Annotated in this window: 19 protein-coding genes; 11 read left to right on the plus strand and 8 right to left on the minus strand. The window is 67.1% G+C overall.

Annotation, left to right across the window (positions count from 1 at the left end):
- Positions 1-25: 25 nt before the first annotated feature.
- From AB0H50_RS26820 to AB0H50_RS26830, 3 genes are read left to right on the plus strand one after another with little or no spacing between them, the layout of a single operon-like run.
- Positions 26-631 carry a helix-turn-helix domain-containing protein gene (locus tag AB0H50_RS26820; protein WP_357457595.1) on the plus strand — a complete coding sequence of 202 codons (606 nt, stop codon included), beginning with the start codon at positions 26-28 and terminating at the stop codon, positions 629-631.
- 42 nt (positions 632-673) lie between these two features.
- Positions 674-1,054, plus strand: a complete 381-nt coding sequence (locus AB0H50_RS26825; protein ID WP_357457597.1) for a hypothetical protein — start codon at positions 674-676, stop codon at positions 1,052-1,054.
- Positions 1,055-1,106: 52 nt separating this feature from the next.
- Positions 1,107-2,204 (plus strand): methyltransferase, encoded by a 1,098-nt coding sequence (locus AB0H50_RS26830; protein ID WP_357457598.1) that lies wholly within the window; start codon positions 1,107-1,109, stop codon positions 2,202-2,204.
- Positions 2,205-2,231: 27 nt separating this feature from the next.
- Here AB0H50_RS26830 and AB0H50_RS26835 read toward each other — a convergent pair whose 3' ends face one another.
- Positions 2,232-3,104, minus strand: a complete 873-nt coding sequence (locus AB0H50_RS26835; RefSeq protein WP_357457600.1) for an alpha/beta fold hydrolase — start codon at positions 3,102-3,104, stop codon at positions 2,232-2,234.
- A 274-nt stretch (positions 3,105-3,378) separates the two neighbouring features.
- Between AB0H50_RS26835 and AB0H50_RS26840 the strand changes: the two genes are divergently transcribed.
- Positions 3,379-4,350, plus strand: a complete 972-nt coding sequence (locus tag AB0H50_RS26840) for a hypothetical protein (protein WP_357457602.1) — start codon at positions 3,379-3,381, stop codon at positions 4,348-4,350.
- On the opposite strand, the gene AB0H50_RS26845 is transcribed toward AB0H50_RS26840, so the two are convergent.
- From AB0H50_RS26845 to AB0H50_RS26860, 4 genes are all read right to left on the minus strand, one after another.
- Positions 4,347-4,748, minus strand: a complete 402-nt coding sequence (locus AB0H50_RS26845; protein WP_357457604.1) for an arsenate reductase ArsC — start codon at positions 4,746-4,748, stop codon at positions 4,347-4,349. The genes AB0H50_RS26840 and AB0H50_RS26845 overlap by 4 nt on opposite strands.
- Before the next feature lie 64 nt (positions 4,749-4,812).
- Complete coding sequence (locus AB0H50_RS26850; RefSeq protein WP_357457606.1) at positions 4,813-5,562, minus strand: MIP/aquaporin family protein; 750 nt, start codon at positions 5,560-5,562, stop codon at positions 4,813-4,815.
- Positions 5,559-5,936 (minus strand): metalloregulator ArsR/SmtB family transcription factor, encoded by a 378-nt coding sequence (locus tag AB0H50_RS26855; RefSeq protein WP_357457608.1) that lies wholly within the window; start codon positions 5,934-5,936, stop codon positions 5,559-5,561. Before AB0H50_RS26855 ends, AB0H50_RS26850 begins: the two co-directional genes overlap by 4 nt.
- Positions 5,937-6,006: 70 nt before the next feature.
- Positions 6,007-6,525 carry an ArsI/CadI family heavy metal resistance metalloenzyme gene (locus tag AB0H50_RS26860; protein ID WP_357457609.1) on the minus strand — a complete coding sequence of 173 codons (519 nt, stop codon included), beginning with the start codon at positions 6,523-6,525 and terminating at the stop codon, positions 6,007-6,009.
- 98 nt (positions 6,526-6,623) lie between these two features.
- Between AB0H50_RS26860 and AB0H50_RS26865 the strand changes: the two genes are divergently transcribed.
- The 3 genes from AB0H50_RS26865 to AB0H50_RS26875 all read left to right on the plus strand — a co-directional run bounded on the left by AB0H50_RS26865 (position 6,624) and on the right by AB0H50_RS26875 (position 8,205).
- Entirely contained in the window at positions 6,624-6,983 is a 360-nt protein-coding gene (locus AB0H50_RS26865; protein ID WP_357457611.1) for an Rv2640c family ArsR-like transcriptional regulator, read from the plus strand.
- 191 nt (positions 6,984-7,174) lie between these two features.
- Positions 7,175-7,504, plus strand: coding sequence for a metalloregulator ArsR/SmtB family transcription factor (locus tag AB0H50_RS26870; RefSeq protein ID WP_357457613.1), 330 nt, complete (start codon positions 7,175-7,177; stop codon positions 7,502-7,504).
- Complete coding sequence (locus tag AB0H50_RS26875) at positions 7,504-8,205, plus strand: cation transporter (protein WP_357457615.1); 702 nt, start codon at positions 7,504-7,506, stop codon at positions 8,203-8,205. Before AB0H50_RS26870 ends, AB0H50_RS26875 begins: the two co-directional genes overlap by 1 nt.
- A 251-nt stretch (positions 8,206-8,456) precedes the next feature.
- Here AB0H50_RS26875 and AB0H50_RS26880 read toward each other — a convergent pair whose 3' ends face one another.
- The gene (locus AB0H50_RS26880; RefSeq protein WP_357457617.1) at positions 8,457-8,804 is read right to left on the minus strand and encodes a hypothetical protein; all 348 of its coding nucleotides are present in this window, start codon (positions 8,802-8,804) and stop codon (positions 8,457-8,459) included.
- Complete coding sequence (locus tag AB0H50_RS26885) at positions 8,801-9,994, minus strand: hypothetical protein (RefSeq protein ID WP_357457619.1); 1,194 nt, start codon at positions 9,992-9,994, stop codon at positions 8,801-8,803. Before AB0H50_RS26885 ends, AB0H50_RS26880 begins: the two co-directional genes overlap by 4 nt.
- A gap of 458 nt (positions 9,995-10,452) precedes the next feature.
- Here AB0H50_RS26885 and AB0H50_RS26890 point away from each other — a divergent pair, with 458 nt between their 5' ends.
- Both AB0H50_RS26890 and AB0H50_RS26895 read left to right on the plus strand, forming a co-directional pair.
- Positions 10,453-11,739: a helix-turn-helix domain-containing protein gene (locus AB0H50_RS26890; protein ID WP_357457621.1), complete on the plus strand. Its 1,287-nt coding sequence runs from the start codon at positions 10,453-10,455 to the stop codon at positions 11,737-11,739.
- 251 nt (positions 11,740-11,990) lie between these two features.
- Positions 11,991-12,434, plus strand: coding sequence for a hypothetical protein (locus tag AB0H50_RS26895; protein WP_357457623.1), 444 nt, complete (start codon positions 11,991-11,993; stop codon positions 12,432-12,434).
- Between the two features lie 132 nt (positions 12,435-12,566).
- Here AB0H50_RS26895 and AB0H50_RS26900 read toward each other — a convergent pair whose 3' ends face one another.
- Positions 12,567-13,238 (minus strand): cupin domain-containing protein, encoded by a 672-nt coding sequence (locus AB0H50_RS26900; protein WP_357457625.1) that lies wholly within the window; start codon positions 13,236-13,238, stop codon positions 12,567-12,569.
- 339 nt (positions 13,239-13,577) lie between these two features.
- Between AB0H50_RS26900 and AB0H50_RS26905 the strand changes: the two genes are divergently transcribed.
- Positions 13,578-14,918 (plus strand): hypothetical protein, encoded by a 1,341-nt coding sequence (locus tag AB0H50_RS26905; protein ID WP_357457627.1) that lies wholly within the window; start codon positions 13,578-13,580, stop codon positions 14,916-14,918.
- Positions 14,918-16,315 (plus strand): PQQ-binding-like beta-propeller repeat protein, encoded by a 1,398-nt coding sequence (locus tag AB0H50_RS26910; RefSeq protein ID WP_357457629.1) that lies wholly within the window; start codon positions 14,918-14,920, stop codon positions 16,313-16,315. The genes AB0H50_RS26905 and AB0H50_RS26910 overlap by 1 nt, the downstream gene beginning before the upstream one ends.
- The last annotated feature ends 81 nt before the right edge of the window (positions 16,316-16,396 follow it).

The following is a 16,396-nucleotide window of genomic DNA, read 5'->3' on the forward strand; positions in this document are numbered from 1 at the left end:
GCATTCCGATTTGCCAAGGAGTCTTATGGAGCGAGCCGAATCACCGCCGCCGGGCGGTGTGCGAGCCGATGCCCGCCGCAGCCGCGCACGACTGCTCGAGGCCGCCCGCACGATGTTCGCCAGCGAAGGCGTCGATGTGTCGTTCAACGAGATCGCCCGCCGCGCCGGTGTCGGCCCGGCCACCCTCTACCGGCATTTCCCGCAGCGGGAAGACCTCATCGCCGCCGTGGTGGGCGCCAGCCTCGACGAGGTCACCGCACTCGCGCACACCCTTGACGCTGAGCTCGATCCCGCTGGCGCCCTGTCGCAGTGGGTTGCCGCGCTGGTGTCACACATTCGCCGTGTGCGGGGGCTGTCCGAGGAGATCATGCGGGCCCTCGAGGTCCCCGACAGCCCATTGGCGCCACATTGCGCCGCAGCACTGGCCGCGGCCGAGACCGTGCTGGTCCGCGCCCAACAGGCAGGACGCGCGCACCCCGAGGCCACCACCGACGACATTGTCAAGATCGCCACCGCAATCGCATGGACCGGCGAGCAGTCCGACACCACCACGCCGGCCACCGACCGTCTTGTCGCACTCGTGCTGCACGGCATCATCGGCCCGGGCGAAACGCAACCCTTGCACGCGTGACACCACTCTGCCGCCCGTGGAGCGGTGTCATCCGGTCGATCCATGCCTCACCTGATCCGGAACTGCCACCGTCGTCGCGGACTGGGCGTGAAGTACGGTCGTTCGCTGACCGACCACAGCCCCGGCTTGTCGTGCTGGCGCGGTACGACCGATCCCGTTTCGGTCGCGATACGCGGCATTCACACCATGGCCACCGGCAGCCGGGCAGACTTCGACCTGGTGGCTCATCCAGACGCGGTGGATCGGGAGAACAAGATCCAGCCGCCCTCCTCATGGGTACGCGGACCGGCGGGTTTCTACTCGACGGCGTCGTGGTTGCGCGCCGACCTGAGCCGGCTGTCGCCCGGTCGGACTCACGTGATCCGCATGGCGCCGGCCAAGCATCGCGCCGAGCGCACGGAATCGACTCACTCATCCAGCTGACTCGATCACAGCTCTCTCCGAAGGTCGGGTCTTTCTCGCCAAGGAGCTCACAATGACGAACACGCTCGCCAAAGTTCCACCCGCGCGCATCGTCCGGTTGGTCGAAGGCGCACGTTCACGTCTTCAGTCCATCGACCACAAGCTGATTCCGGCCCCGATCAGCCTGCTGGAAATGATCACCGGGAGCTGGCTGACACAGGCCGTCTACGCCGCCGCGAAGCTGGGCATCGCCGATGAACTGAGCGCGGGGCCGCTCGACGCAGGGGAACTCGCGCAAAGAGTCGGCGCCGACGAAGCCGCACTGCGTCGGCTGCTCCGGCTGCTCACCAGTCGATCGATATTCCGCCATCGGAAAGACGGTCGCTACGAACTCACGCCGATGGGCGAGACCCTGCGCTCCGACGCACCGGTATCGATGCGCTCGTTCGCCCTGTACGTCGGCTATCCGGCGCACTGGGAGCACTGGAGCAGGCTCGCCGACTCGGTCGAGACGGGCCAGGAGAGCGTGACGCAGCTCCGCGGAATGGGCGTCTTCGACTACATGCAAACGAACCGCGAGTTCGGCGACATCTTCGACGACGCCATGACCACCGTCACGAACATGTCGATCCCCGCGATCCTCGCCGTGTACGACTTCCGCGACTTCCGCACGATCGTCGACGTGGGCGGCGGCCACGGTCGCCTGCTGGCCGCGATCCTCGACCAAGCGCCGCAGGCTCACGGAATCCTGTTCGATCTGCCTGCGGTGACCGAAGGCGCACCACCACTGCTGAACGAACACGGCGTCACCGATCGCGTCACGATCGAGTCGGGATCCGTCTTCGACGGCGTTCCAGGAGGCGGTGACGCCTACGTGCTCAAGCACGTCGTGGAGAGTTTCGACGACGCCGAGGCGGTGCGGATCCTGCGCAACGTTCGCAGCCGGATCGCATCGAACGGCCGAGTGCTGCTCATCGAAATCGTTCTCCCCGAGGACGACTCGCCGCATTTCGGCAAGCTGCTCGACATGGAGATGCTGGTGTCGGTCGGCGGCCGGGAACGGACAGCGGCCGAATACGGCGAACTCCTGACTCGTGCGGGATTCCGCGTGCGGCGTGTGTTGCCGACGGCGTCGCCGGTGTCGCTGATCGAAGCCGAACCCGCCGACTGACTTACCGCTCGGTGTCGGCCAACGTGGTCACAGTGTCCGTCCGAAGTGCGCTGCGACGGTGTCGACCGCGACGGTGACCTGGGGCTCCTGGTCGTAGAAGTCGAACTGGGTGCCTTCGGTCCAGAAGATGTCCTTGGGTCCGGCCAGCCCGGCGTGGAAACGCCGTGCCCCCTCGGGGATCGCAGCCTGCTCGCTGTGCACGAGCAAGGTGGGCTGGGAGATCTTCGGCGCCAACGCGATCGAGTCGAAGGTGAGCCAGTCGACCCAGGACATGACGGCGAACCGGTTGGGCCATGCGGGAATTCCACCGCGGGCGGGGTCGAGGTAGAAGTCGATGTCGTAGGGCATGGCCGCGCGTTCGTCGGTGGCGCTGACCACCGGCACGTAGTCGATCTCGCCGGTCTGGTCGAACCGTGACCGTGCCCGCTCCCCCAGCTCGATCTTGGCGGCCACCGCCTCGGCCCCGCCGTAGGCCTGTTCGCAGATGGCGGCGTCGTGCAGCCACGGCGCCACCAGCGCGAGCGATTTCACGCGCGCGTCGTGCGCCGTGTTGTCGGACATGTACATTGCCGCCGCGCAGATCCCCAGCGCGCCCAGTCGCGCGGCGTCGACAGCGGAATGTCCGGCCAGAAAGCTCACCGCGTTGTGGATATCCCGCACCTTCCGCCGCGGGGATTCGACATCGCGCGGCTCGCCCGCCGATTCGCCGAAGCCGGTGAAATCGAACGACAGCGCCGCGTAACCGCGGGCGGCCAGCCGTTCGGCGTACCGGTCGGCCATCATTTCCTTGACGCTGGTCCACGTACCGGCGACCACCACGCCCGGCGCGGGGTCTTGCCCCTGCGGCAAGTACAGGTTGCCGACGAGTTCTACTCCGTCGCTGTCGAATTCGACTTTCATGGCCTGAGTCTCTTCTCGTAGTTCCATCGGCTCGCGCTGACACACGGTCACGGCAAGGGCAGCGTGGAAGTCCCCGGTCCCCGTCTCGCCCAGGACGCCGTCATCATCACCCCGATGATCCCCTAAGCATCGCTGGGTCGCAGGACATCGAAACAACATGTGCCGCTCTTCGGCCTCCGCGATGCCAGGAATCTCGAACTCGGAGAAGTTCTTTCCGACCAGCGCCGCGACCGAACTACCGGCAGCGCGCTGCGTTCTGAGGCAAGATCGATAGGTGAGTGCACTCCAGAAGAAAGTGATGCTCTACGCGATCGCCCTTGCCTACGTGGTGACGTTCGCGGTGGGCGTCTTCCTGGCACTGCTGGACGAGAGTCTCACCGGCCGCGAGATCGCTTCCGCGATCGGCTTGAACCTGGTTGCCTCGGCGATCTTCGCGACCTTCTTCGCGCTCATCGCGACCCGCACCCAAGACCAGAACTTGCAGGCGACCCTGCGGGAATCGTTCGCGACGATGTCCGATCAGGTCATCGATCGCGCTTTTCAGGCCAACTCGACTTACCTGCCGCAGCGCACCTATCCGGCCACAGCAGGATTCGATCCGGTCTTCAACCGTGATATGCAGCAAGCCATGGCGGGTTCCACCTTCTATGCATGCAGTGGCCCGAACCCGTGGTACGTCCCAGCCAGGCTGCGGGAAAGCGACAATCCGCCCGATCAGGTTGTGGTGCGGATGATCTCACCGGCCTTCGACAAGGCGGTTCGGCGACGAGTCGCCGACCGCAGGCTCCTACCCCGCCTGCGCAGCGTACCGATGGACGAGATGATCCGCGACTATCGCGATTCGCTGCTGACCGCCCTGGTCGCCCTGTTCGACTGCCGCGACATCTGTCCGATCGACGTCGTTTTCGCCGAAGACAGCGCGGTGACCCGCCACGAGATCTGCGACAACGGCGTCTTCATCGCTTGGTATCGGGGGCCGGACTCACAGACGAAAACGTTTCCGCACGCCCTCCGCTTCTCGTCGGACGCCCTGCTCTACAAGACACTACGGCTGGACATCCTGCGCGCCCGCGAAATCGCCGACCACGTGCTGACATTCCGCGCCGCGACCACCGAGGCCGACCTGATCGCGACGCTCGCCACCTGCACCGGCAGCATCCTCGACCACGACGACATAATCCGCCGCCGCACGAAGTACGCCACCGAGTCCGCGGCGTTCGTCCGCCACCTGCGCAGCCTCCGCTAGGTGAGGAGCTCGGTGATGAGTTCTTCGACGCGGGTGCGGATTCGGTCGCGGATGGGGCGGACGGCGTCGATGCCTTTTCCTGCGGGGTCGTCGAGTTCCCAGTTGCGGTAGTCGACGCCGGGAAAGTAGGGACACGCGTCGCCGCAGCCCATGGTAATCGCGACGGTGCAGGTTTCGACCGCGTCGGGGGTGAGGAATTTCGGGGTTTGGCCGGTGATGTCGATGCCGATCTCTGCCATGGCTTCGATGGCGGCGGGGTTGAGTGTGTCGGCGGGGGCGGAGCCGGCGGAGCGAACGTCGATGGCGTCGCCTGCAAGGTGGGTCAGGAAGGCTTGCGCCATCTGTGAGCGTCCCGCGTTGTGGACGCAGACGAACAGGACGCTGGGCTTGGAAACCATTGGTGGGTGGGGCTTTCGATCGAAGCGGGGGTCCGGGGCCTCGATGGCCTCGGTCGGTGGCTGGCTATCGGGGGCTTCGTGAATCGGTGAGAGGGATGTCGCGGTCGCGGTGTGGGACAACGACGCTATCGGCGACCTGGGCGTTGCCGGGATAGAGAATGCTGATCACTGCGAGTCCTATTGCGCCGCCGAGGATTTGGGCGGCGATGAAGCCGGGCGCGGACGTGGGGGCGATTCCGGCGAAGGTGTCGGAGAAGATCCGGCCGATCGTGACCGCGGGGTTGGCGAAGGAGGTGGAGGAGGTGAACCAGTAGGCCGCGCCGATCCAGGCGGCGACCGCCGCCGCCGACCAGGCCGCACGACCGGAGCGGGCCAGCGCGAAGACGACCATGACAAGTCCTGCGGTGGCGATGGCTTCGCCGAGCAGGTGACCGCCGGTGACCCGGTGATGGGTCGAGACCTGCACGGCCGCCTGGTCGAACATCAGGTTGGCGGCGATCGCGCCGAGGATCGCGCCACCGGTCTGGGCCACGATATAGCCGCCCAGCTCGGCGGCGGTCAACCCGGTGCGCCTGCGGCCTACCATCCAGTCCGCCGCCGAGATGATCGGGTTGAAATGCGCGCCGGAGACCGGCCCGAAGACCAGGATCAACACACCCAGTCCGAACACCGTTGCCGTGGAGTTCTCCAGCAGCTGCAACCCGACGTTGCCGGGCGAGAGCTGCTCGGCGGCGATACCGGAGCCGACCACCACCGCGACCAGCAGCGCGGTGCCGATGAACTCGGCCAGCAGCCGACGAATCAGCGTGTTCATCGGGTAGCCGCCGAAGGCAGGGTGATGTCGAGCAGCCGGGAAAGCTGTGCCAACGCGGCCGGTTCGACGCGGTAGTACACCCAGGAGCCGCGCCGCTCGCTGGACAGCAACCCGGCTTCGCGCAGCACTTTCAGGTGATGAGAGATGGTGGGCTGGGAGACGTCGAACCCGTCGGAGATATCGCAGACGCAGGCTTCGGCCCCGGCATGGCTGGCGATCAGGCTCAGCAACCGCAACCGCACCGGATCCGACAGCGCCTTGAAGATCCCCGCCAGCTCCGCGGCCGCCGCCGCGGTCAGCGGCTCGCGGGTCAGGGGCGTGACCTCACACGACGGTGAGGTCACGTCGGTCAACGACAACTCCGATTTAGACACGCATCGATATTGATCGATATCGAATCCGCGGGCAAATGAACAGCCGGCGAACAGTCCCGAGACTGCCGAGTCAGGCGCAGCAGGACGCGCCGGACGCCTTTGCCTCAGCCTTGGCGGCACTGCCGCAGCACGCGTCTTCGGCCGCGGCCTCCTCGGCGGTCCCGCAGCAGACTTGCACAGCGTCGGCATCGGCGGCGGCGTGTTCGGGTGCGGTGCCGAAGGTTTCGCTGTCGGCCAGGACGGTGTAGACCTCCCAGCGTTCGGCGTCCGGCGCGGTGACCCAGACCTTGTCTTGAGTGGCAAAACAACAGGTGGTCGCGATCTGCTCCTCGGTGAACAACCCGGCCCGCGAGAGCCGGGCGATCTCGGCGTGAACCTGTTCGGAGGTCTCCACCTCGACGCCGAGGTGGTTGACGCTGCCGCCGTGACCGGGGTTCTCGATCAGCACGAGCTTCAGCGCTGGCTCGGCGATGGCGAAGTTGGCATAGCCCGGCTTGCGCTTGGCCGGGGCGGTGTCGAAAAGGGTCGAGTAGAACGCGACGGCCTGCTCGAGATCGTCGACGTTGAGTGCGAGCTGGACGCGGGACATGACATTACCTCCGATTATTTGACATATGTCGAAGAACTGACATCACGAAGTCTTCCACCTTTTCGACATATGTCAACACGCTCGGTAGGGTGGATTCCATGCCGAAGGCCTTGCCCGTGATCGATATGTCCGCACCGGTGTGCTGCGCTCCGGTGGCCGCCGCCCCGGTCGACGAAGACGCCGCATTGGCGGTGGCGCTGCGGCTCAAAGCCATCGCCGACCCGGTGCGAGTGCGGCTACTGTCGCTGCTGCTGACCAGCCCCGCCGGGGAGGAGAACGGCGGCGATCTCGCCACCGCGGTCGGACTGGGCGAATCTACGGTGAGCCATCACCTGACCCAGCTACGCAAAGCCGGACTCGTCGCCTCCGAACGACGCGGGATGAACACCTTTCACTCCGCCCGCCGCGACGCCCTCGCCGCACTGTGTGTGGTCCTCGACCCGAATTGCTGCCGCTGAAGCTCTGGCCTCGCGGTGGTCGTCGCCGGTCGGCCGAGCTCATCGCTGATGCACTACCGATAGGCGGTCGGCTTCGTAAGTACTTGCGCGCCAACGGCGCTCACCCCCGGAGCGCTGGACGTTGGGGCCGTGCGGCCAGCGCTTGAAGGTTCATCATTTTCTGAATACAGATTCTGATGTACCGTTTGGGTATGGAGACCGCTGTGCACACCGATGCGCTGGCCCGGTTCGGGCACGCCCTCTCGGATCCCACTCGGACCCGGATTCTGTTGAGCCTGCGCGCGGCGCCGGGCTATCCCTCGGAGATGGCCGAGCGGATCGGAGTGACCCGCCAGATCCTGTCCAACCACCTGGCCTGCCTACGCGGTTGCGGACTGGTCGTCGCGGTCCCCGAGGGCCGGCGCAGCCGCTACGAACTCGCCGATGCCCGGATCGCGGCCGCGTTGGAGGATTTGCTGGGGCTGGTGCTGGCTGTGGATCCGGCCTGCTGCCCGGCCGCTGATGCCGAAGGCTGCTGCTGATGACTTCCCTGGGCATGCCCAGCCTGCCGGTGACCCACGGGCCCGATCCGGTGCGTAAGGCGGTGCTGGCCCGGCGGATCCGCTGGCTCGTCGCGGCCACGATCAGCTACAACGTGATCGAAGCCGCGGTCGCGCTGACCGAGGGCGCGCGGGTGTCGTCGACCGCGCTGATCGGGTTCGGGCTGGATTCTGTGATCGAGGTTTCCTCGGCCGCGGCGGTGGCCTGGCAGTTCGCCGGCCGTGACCCGGCCGCGCGGGAGAAGATCGCGCTGCGGGTCATCGCGTTCTCCTTCTTCGCCTTGGCCGCCTATGTCACCGTCGACTCGATCCGCGCCCTGTTCGGTCTCGGCGAAGCCCAGCATTCAGCGGTCGGAATCGGTCTTGCCGCAGCCAGCTTGGTCATCATGCCGCTGCTGTCGACGGCGCAGCGCCGGTCCGGCCGCGAACTCGGATCCGCCTCCGCGGTCGCCGATTCCAAACAGACCCTGCTGTGCACTTACCTGTCGGCGGTTTTGCTGGTCGGGCTGGGACTCAACAGCCTGTTCGGCTGGTCTTGGGCCGATCCGATCGCCGCTCTGGTGATCGCCGTCATCGCGGTCCGTGAAGGCCTGAACGCCTGGCGCGGCGACCCCTGCTGCCCCAACCCCACCGCACTCACCGGCCGCGATCGAGTCGGTGACGACTGCGACTGCTGCGACTGAACCGCCCAACCCTGGAAGAACTCCCGCCACTCCCCCGATCCCGGAGGCGCACGGCCAGGGCTGCTCCACTTCCAAGGGAGTGGAACGGACGTCGAGGCTGACCTCTGCATCAGGAACTGTCGCATGTTACGCCCGCCCACCACGACCGGGCGGTGATCAACCATCAAGCGCCCGTTCGCATTACGAACCGGGGCCCAGTCACCAGTCTGTGCCGGGTCCCTTGCCGTTGTCGAGTGGTCACCGTAGTGGGGCTAACTGCCTACTCGGGGCGCCTCCCCCGCCTCTCGGGCATTCGATCCAGCCACGCCGTTGGGCCGGGTTGTCGGATCGGCCCGGCGCGGGATGTGCGTAACCGCGTACGCCACGACGCGGTAGGTCAAGACAGCCGGTACGACAACCAGTAGCGCCATGCGCAGTGCCAGGAGCGCGACGCTGACGGCCAGGTAGCCCGGGCCGGTGCCGTCGGGCGAACCGAACCCGTGTCGTGCTGACAACGCCGCCATAACCAGGTGCAGGGCAAGGTACAACACGATCAGGATCACCGGCACACGGACCAGCCGCAGGCCCGTGAGCAACCGCGAGATACCGGCACGTCTCATCCCGCCAGCTCCGGTCCGGAGGTGAGGAATGCGAGTAGCAGGGCGTTGCCGATCACCCCACCGGTCGCGAAACGCAAGCGGGTCCCGCTCCGCAGTGGCAGACCGACGAGATCTGCGGTCCGATACAGGCGGGTGAACACGTCCTGGTGACCGAAGGAACGTGCCGGGGCGAGCGCGAAGCCGGTGGCCGACATCGATATCCCGAGTATCAGGGGACCGCTGTCCATATCCCCGGCACCGGCATAGCCCTCGCCGTACTCGTGGATCGCACTGAAGCCCAGGACGCTCCGCTCCTGGCGGAACAACCCGTCCGCCAACTCCTCGGCGAGCGCCCGGTCCGCGAAGCCGGCGAAGTAGGCCGCCAGTCCGGTTCCCGAGGCGCGTGGGGCGTCGTGGGCCTGCCCGTCGCCACCCATACGCTGCAGTACCAGCTTTGTGTCCCGATCGATTTGTATCCTGCGTACCTGTCGCGCCCAGTGAGCGAGGACCGCCGAGTGGTCGACGCCGGTCGCGCGGCCGTGCACCGCGATCGCGGCGGCGACGGCTGCCACATCGGTGGGATAGGCCTCGCCGGGGAAGGTGTCCAACAGCCCGGTCGGCGAGGCGAGCAATCGCCGTTCGTACGAGGCGATCAGCGCGTCGTGTCGCATCGCGAGGTCGGCCGGAAACGCCGGATCGACCAGGCGCGCCATCCCGAGCGCGAGGGCGGGATAGGACAGATAGGCGTGGCCGTGCGGACTCTCGAGATGGGCTGATCCGTCCTCGCCGTGCCAGGCGTCGGTGAACGCAGTGCGCATCTCGGGCAACAGACTCTTGGTTGCCGCGCTGGTCACGACGGGGGCGTAGCGTTCCCGCCATTCGGGGTGCGCCAGACACACTTGCGCCAGTCCCAGCGCCGTCATTTGGTGCGCGAGTAGCCCCCACATGCCGTCGATTACCCCTCCCGAACCCGTGGCTCGCCGTCGATCGTCATCGACTTCGAAGGCCACCAACTCCTCGGCGAGCCCATGCACCCGCTCCGGATCCCCGCGGAACCACTCCTCGGCGTCACGACCGCACCACCACCTCGGCAGCAAACCCGCCACGGATATCGCCACCACAATGGCGACCACGATCGCGAGCGGACGGCGAAACCTGGTGATCGACGCACCCTTCCGGTCGGAATCCCCACGCTCCGAACGTATTTCCATACCTCACCGTACATTGCACGAAAGTTGCCGCGCCGAACCCGACTACTCCCGCGAACCCCCTGAGCGGCTGTGCAAACCAGGGCGAGTTCACGAAAAGTGGCACACCGCAGATCAGGGTCTTCGACTACCTTCAGCTCGGCGAGCTGACACAGGCCGATCAGCTCGCCGCCGCTGTCGGCGCTGTGCGCGATGAGCCGGCTCGACCGGGAGGAATCGGTGTGCCTCCTGCCCGCGCCAACTCGAGCTGCACGCGAGACCGAACCGCGATCTGATCCGCGGATCCCGCTCTGACCTTGGAAATCCTTCCGCTCGGATAACGGTTCTGTCTCAGGTTGCCGGGTAGCAGCTGTGGTTACCGAACCCGCGTTCCACGAGCAGGCGACGCCGATGACTTCCAACAGCACAGTCCACGGAAGCACCTTCCGATGGCGCCGGATCGAGGTACCTACAATGATCGGGTGACGACTTCTCGTCGCGATGGCAAAGCCGAGCCCGGCCACCACGTTGTTCGGATCGCCGCCCGGATGAACGAGCGGGTGACGGAAATCGGCGCGACCATCCGACGCGAACTCGAGAAAGAGTTAGTCGCACTGCGCGACGACACACATTCCAGGGAGTTGCTCGGCGCCAGCGTCGAAGCCAATGTCGAAACGCTGCTGCACGCGCTGCGCCACGATATCCCGGTCGCGCGCATCCAGGCGCCAGCGGCGGCGATCGAGTACGCCAAACGCCTTGCCCAACACGATGTTCCGGTCAGCTCTTTGGCTCGCTCCTACTGGATCGGGCAGCGACGGATGAGCGAACTGGTCTTCGCGGAGGTGCGCGCCGCCGACATCCCGGCACAGCAGTGCGTCGACGTCCTGCAAGCCATCACCACGACGCTTTTCGACTACGTCGACTCGATCACCTGGCAGGTGGTCGCCGCCTACCAGGGTGAGCGGGAACAGTGGCTGGAGAACCAGAACAGCCTCCGTGCCCTCGAGGTCCGCGAAGTGCTGTCCGGGACGAGCGTCATCGACGTCGACGCGGCGACCGAATCGATCCGCTATCCGCTGCGCTGGCATCACCTCGCACTCGTACTGTGGTATCCGGAGCTGAGCACCGACGGTGACGAGGTGCCCCGAATGCAGCGGTTCGTGCGGGAGCTGGCCGAAGCGGCGGATACGGCGGCTCGCCCGCTGTTCGCCGCCGCCGATCGGGTCAACGCATGGGCATGGCTGCCCTACCGATCGCTTCCCGTAGACCTGGTCGGCGCCGTCCGCAGCTTCGCACGCGACCGCGCCGACGTTCCGTGCTTCGCGATCGGCACGCCCGGCGCCGGGGTCGCGGGCTTCCGCCGATCACATCGGCACGCTCAGGCCGCGCGGGCGGTCGCGCTCGCTCGTGGCATGGACCATCCGATGGTGTTCTCCGCGACCGACCCGGGACTGTCAGCCGCAGCTCTGCTGTGCGGCGACATCGCGGAAGCACGGGAATGGGTGAGCGAGGTACTCGGCGATCTGGCCGCCGACAACGACAACGATGAGCGGCTGCGGGAGACATTACGGGTGTTCCTGCGTGCCGGGTCGAGCTATAAGGCCGCGGCCGCGGAGATGAACCTGCACGCCAATTCCGTGAAGTACCGGGTAGCGCGAGCGGTGGCGCGACGGGGTCGACCGATCGACGACGACCGGCTCGAGGTCGAGATGGCTTTGCTGGCGTGCCAGTGGTACGGGGCGGCCGCATTGCGCCGGGACCCGGCATAGTGCGTCCGCCGGTGACAAACATCCGGGCAGACTTCGTGCTCTCGAGACGATGGCCCGGCCCGCACGGCGGTCTACCGTTCCGGCATCAACCCTGAGCGACCCATCCGCTGATCCGATGCCCGTCGACAACGCAGCTATGGCGTCGAGGCCCGCAGTGCGTCACCGCAGCCGCACGACGGCGGCCGCCTCGACCCCATCACGAATGCCGCCGAATCGGCCCCAGTTGTCGGAAGATCCAGAAAGAGTTGATCATGTCGATTCCGACGGAATCATTTCCCCCGCAATCGAATAAGCCTGCAGTCAACAATCTCCGGCCGGCAACGGAACGCGCCGGAAACCTTCCCTCGCCCAATACGCGCGCCGGCAACGACGATATCGCCCCGCTCGGAGTACCCGCACTCGTTCTGGGCGTCATGCTGGCCGGCGCCGGGTTCGCCGCATTGCTGAAGGTGCGGAGTTGGTCACGCGACTACGGTTGCTTGGTCTACGTCGCCTACATCCTCTATATCAGTCTCGCCGGTTCGTTGAGCGTGTGGGGTTTCCGCTTGACCGGCAGCGCGAACGTGCCGAATCCACAGGCAATTCGCGACCAGACCTCCCTGGCGAATACCGGTGGGCGATCGGAGCGCTCGCGCTCTCGAACGGCGCCGAGAAATCGCTCAGATCTCTATGCGACGCCACGGGCCGCAGGCTGACTCCCGGATGGCCGTCTGCACGAAATCGACTGCGGCGGTGATGCTTTGGTGTGCAGTACTGCGCAGTTCGAGTATCTTCCGCACCGTACCGGGCGCCTGTGCGGGCGTGGCAATGTCGGGCAGCCATCACCGTCAGTGTCGTTTGGTGACCACGACTGGTTTCACGTCGGTGGGAATTCGCGCCAGGGTGGATTCCGGGATGCCGAGCACAGTGGCGAGCACCGAGCGCGGGATGGAGTTGATCGCGGCGACGATGCCGATGTCGTCGTTGGTCTCCGCGGCGCTGGTGTTGAAGACGATGAGGACCTCGAGGGGCGCGTCGGTGCGGGCGTTCTCGAAGTAGTGGAAAAAGCCCTGTGGTGCGAACACGAGGTCACCGGGATGGGCTTCGAAGGATTCGGTGTGATAGCTGCCGTCGGAATGGGTGCCGAGGATGGTCCATTTCGCGGTTCCGGAGATGTGGTAGTTCATTTCCCAGGCGGTCGGATGCCAGTGCGGCTCGCGGATGCCGCCGGGCTCCAGTCGCACGAAGTAGACCGATCCGTTCTGCCCGGCCAGCACGGGAAAGCTACCCTCATGGGCGCCTTGCAGGGTGCCGCCGTCGAAGCGCTGCTGATCCGCCGAGGCGAGGTGGAACAGGTGCGGGGAGTTCTGCAGATTCTCGGCGATCTCACCGGTGTTCGGCAGTTGGCTCGCCACAGTATCGGCGCAGCCGGTAGCCGCCATCAGTCCTGCGCCCAGCGCTGCTCCACCGAGCGCGGCGGCGCCGGTGCCGATCGCCGCGCGCCGGTTCAGTCCTGTCACTGCGGGTTCAGAATCGCTCGGCATAAGCCTCCGTTCGCAAGGCCGACATGGTGGCAGCTACGGTTCAGCGCTCGACAGCCTAAGCGGCGCGACTTCGCAACGGCGGCAGGACACCCCGCCGTTTCCAGCGCGTTCTCGACCTCAGCGGGCCACCAACCAGTCCCCGACCGCGACCGCACCGTCATCACGTTACCGATCTCGCTCGCCGTCAACGCAGCGCAACCGGGCGTTTTCGGTCGTAGTAGGTGCGGCCATGGCGCATCGGCAGATCCATCGTGACCTCCCGTGGTCGGCGTGTCTGCCGCCTGATCTAATGGTCGGGATCGGAGGGGAGCAACGGTGCCGGAGGAAACGCGCGCGGACACGACGCCGTCGCGCGCGGTCACCGCGTGGACGCAAGGCCTGCTCTGTGTGGCGATCGTGGCGAGCGGCGTCATCGTCGGCGGGTTGCTGCACGAACCGGATCCCGACCTGACGACCACACCTACGTCCACAACCAGCACAACCACTGAGGCCGAGCCGCCGCAGGCGCCCTTCGTCACCCCGCCGGTCACGTATCCGACGCGGATTCCCGGCTGCGCAACCGTCGAACCGCCCGGCGAAGGCGGGTTGATGGGCTTCGCGGTCAGCGGCGAATTCGGTTACGACAACCCGGCGTACCCGTGGTTCTCCGGACCCAAAGCCGTCGCGATGTCGACCGCGCTGCACGAGGCGCTGCCCGGCGGAGTGGCCATCGGCTTCGCGCCTGTCGGTGAGTCGCTGTTGTTCCAGCCGATCCTCGGGAACCCCGGTGACTTCGCCGAATTCGCGAACTTCGGCGGCTCCACAGACGCGCGCGCCACGCTGCGGCGCGGCGATCTGGCGGGGTCGCTGTCTGTTTCGGTGCGGGAATCCACCGCTCCGATCCCGCCCTGTGTCGCCGGGGAGCTCGACGAGCGTCGCCTGCTCGCCGACGGTACGACGGTCGACACACACGACACCTGGTCGCAGCTCGACGGGGTGCGCACCCTGTCCCGCACTGCCCGCGCCTACGCGCCCGACGGCAGCGTCGTGATGGCCTCTGCCACCGACGCGCCACACGGGCTCGATCCCACCGGGATCGTGCCGTTGTCCGTCGACGAACTCGTCGGCCTGGTGAGTGCGCCGGGGGCGCGGGTCACCGCGCCCGTGCCACCAGGCACGCCGGACCCGCCCGAAGACTGCCGCCTCGCGGCGGAGGACACCGCCGCGATCGACGAGGCCGAAGCGCGCAGACTGAACGCGGTACTGGCGCGGATCCCGCTCGACGGCCTCACCCTCGACCGCCCGCTGGGGGCGCTGCGTCCCGGCGCGGACGACTCCGGCGGCGCGTGTCAGACGGTTCGCGTCACCGTCGCGGGCCACCGCGCGCGCCTGAGCATCGCGATCGGCGCCGGTCGGACGACGCCGACGACGGAATCCGCTGGGCCTTCGAGCGGGGAGCGGGTCACCGCACGGCAGCTGCCGGACGGAACCGTCGTCGAAAGCCGGGAAGCGCGAACGACTCTCGCGGCGACGTCGGAGCTGACGCGCACCGTCGTCGTGACTCGCCCGGCCGGGGCCACTGTGCAGGTGGTTTCCGCCGCGGACAGTCCCGCCGAGCCGCTGAGCGTCGCGCAGTTGGAGGCGATCGCGCTGACTCCCGGACTGGAGGTGTCGTGATGGCGTGGCCGCCCGGCATCCGCAATCTGGTGCTGGCCGCCGTGGCCGCCGTCGTGACGAGCACGGTCGCGGTCGCGGTGCTGCTTCATCCCGAGGACGGCACCCGCAAGATCACCGGAACTGTCGACGCCGCACCAGGTTTGGCGTGGTCGATCGACGCCGTGGCCATCGATGGGCGAGCGTCGGCGGAGTTCCGCGATCCGGTAGCCGGCACCGAATTCGACCTGGACGCCACGGGTTTCGTCGACGCGGGAGACACCGTGGTGACCGTGATCGGGGTCGCGGACGGATCCATGGTGCGCGACCCGGTGATGTACGGCATCGATGCGACGACAGGCGCGACGCGCTGGCGGGCTCCCGCGGGCGAGCTCGGCGGGTGCGCGGGAACTCCGGTCGACGGCGACGTCGTGTGCTTCACGTCCCCGATGGCTGAGGTACCGGCCCTGGTCGGCTACGACGTCGCCAGCGGAGCGATCACCCGCACACCCACCGATTGGCTCGTTTTCGCGCTCGCGGCGGCCGACGATCGCGTCTACATCGCGGAGGGCGATGTCGAGTCCGACGACGTGCGGGTCCACGCGGGGACGCTCGCGGATCCGGACGCCTACTGGACCAGGGCGTTCGCGATGGGCACCTTGTGGGAGGACCTGTCTTCCGACGCCTTGGACGTCTCGCGCGGGCAGGGTGTGCTGGCCCTCGGCGCCGACGTCGCCGGTTTCGACCTGGGCGGCGGCGATCCGACATGGACCGCGCAACTGCACGGATGTTCCCGCATCACTCAGACTTTCGACGCCCTCGTCCTGCACGACCACACCGGGTGCGCCGGATATTCGCCTGTCGGCGCCGAGATCTTGGACCGCACCGGACGCGCACTCGTCGCGACCAACGGCGAGGGCGTGCACGATCTGACGTTCGACAGGCCCGCCGACGCGACGATCCCCGTCCTGCTGGCCGATGGCGCCTACGATCGCCGTGACGGAACCGTCCGGTGGACCGATACCGACCTCGTGCAGAACGGCCCCGACCGCAACGGCGGTGGCGCGAACCGAGGCACCGCGACGGCTGTGCTCGGTGACGTCGCCCTCCTCCACGATCCCGCGACTCTTACTGCGACCGGGGTTAATCTGCGCACCGGGCAACGTCTTTGGCGTAGGAATACCGAACGCTTCGGCGCGGTGCACGGCTGGGACGGTCATTTCGCCATCCTCACCGATGCCACCGGCCTGTGGGCTGTCGACCTCCGAACCGGCGAAATCACCTGGGACATACCATTCCTCGCGGTCCACGCCGATCCCGACGCCATCACGGGCGAGGGCGAGCTCAGCGCGAAGGGCAACGGTCACTACATCTACGCCGCCCGACGCACGATCATCGGTCTTCGTCCGCTCGGCGGCTAGGCCGTGTCCGGTGTCGACGAACTCGCCGACACCGGTTTCGCACGCAAGATGCTCGGCTGATGCCGCGCGGCGGTACGGTGC

Source organism: Nocardia sp. NPDC050793, from assembly GCF_040654065.1.
In the GTDB taxonomy this organism is placed as follows: domain Bacteria; phylum Actinomycetota; class Actinomycetes; order Mycobacteriales; family Mycobacteriaceae; genus Nocardia.

Coding starts and splice junctions, on each gene's coding strand:
- AB0H50_RS26820 (WP_357457595.1), top strand. CDS start 26: ATGGAGCGAGCCGAATCACCGCCGCCGGGCGGTGTGCGAGCCGATGCC.
- AB0H50_RS26825 (WP_357457597.1), top strand. CDS start 674: ATGCCTCACCTGATCCGGAACTGCCACCGTCGTCGCGGACTGGGCGTG.
- AB0H50_RS26830 (WP_357457598.1), top strand. CDS start 1,107: ATGACGAACACGCTCGCCAAAGTTCCACCCGCGCGCATCGTCCGGTTG.
- AB0H50_RS26835 (WP_357457600.1), bottom strand. CDS start 3,104: ATGAAAGTCGAATTCGACAGCGACGGAGTAGAACTCGTCGGCAACCTG.
- AB0H50_RS26845 (WP_357457604.1), bottom strand. CDS start 4,748: ATGGTTTCCAAGCCCAGCGTCCTGTTCGTCTGCGTCCACAACGCGGGA.
- AB0H50_RS26850 (WP_357457606.1), bottom strand. CDS start 5,562: ATGAACACGCTGATTCGTCGGCTGCTGGCCGAGTTCATCGGCACCGCG.
- AB0H50_RS26860 (WP_357457609.1), bottom strand. CDS start 6,525: ATGTCCCGCGTCCAGCTCGCACTCAACGTCGACGATCTCGAGCAGGCC.
- AB0H50_RS26865 (WP_357457611.1), top strand. CDS start 6,624: ATGCCGAAGGCCTTGCCCGTGATCGATATGTCCGCACCGGTGTGCTGC.
- AB0H50_RS26870 (WP_357457613.1), top strand. CDS start 7,175: ATGGAGACCGCTGTGCACACCGATGCGCTGGCCCGGTTCGGGCACGCC.
- AB0H50_RS26875 (WP_357457615.1), top strand. CDS start 7,504: ATGACTTCCCTGGGCATGCCCAGCCTGCCGGTGACCCACGGGCCCGAT.
- AB0H50_RS26880 (WP_357457617.1), bottom strand. CDS start 8,804: ATGAGACGTGCCGGTATCTCGCGGTTGCTCACGGGCCTGCGGCTGGTC.
- AB0H50_RS26885 (WP_357457619.1), bottom strand. CDS start 9,994: ATGGAAATACGTTCGGAGCGTGGGGATTCCGACCGGAAGGGTGCGTCG.
- AB0H50_RS26895 (WP_357457623.1), top strand. CDS start 11,991: ATGTCGATTCCGACGGAATCATTTCCCCCGCAATCGAATAAGCCTGCA.
- AB0H50_RS26910 (WP_357457629.1), top strand. CDS start 14,918: ATGGCGTGGCCGCCCGGCATCCGCAATCTGGTGCTGGCCGCCGTGGCC.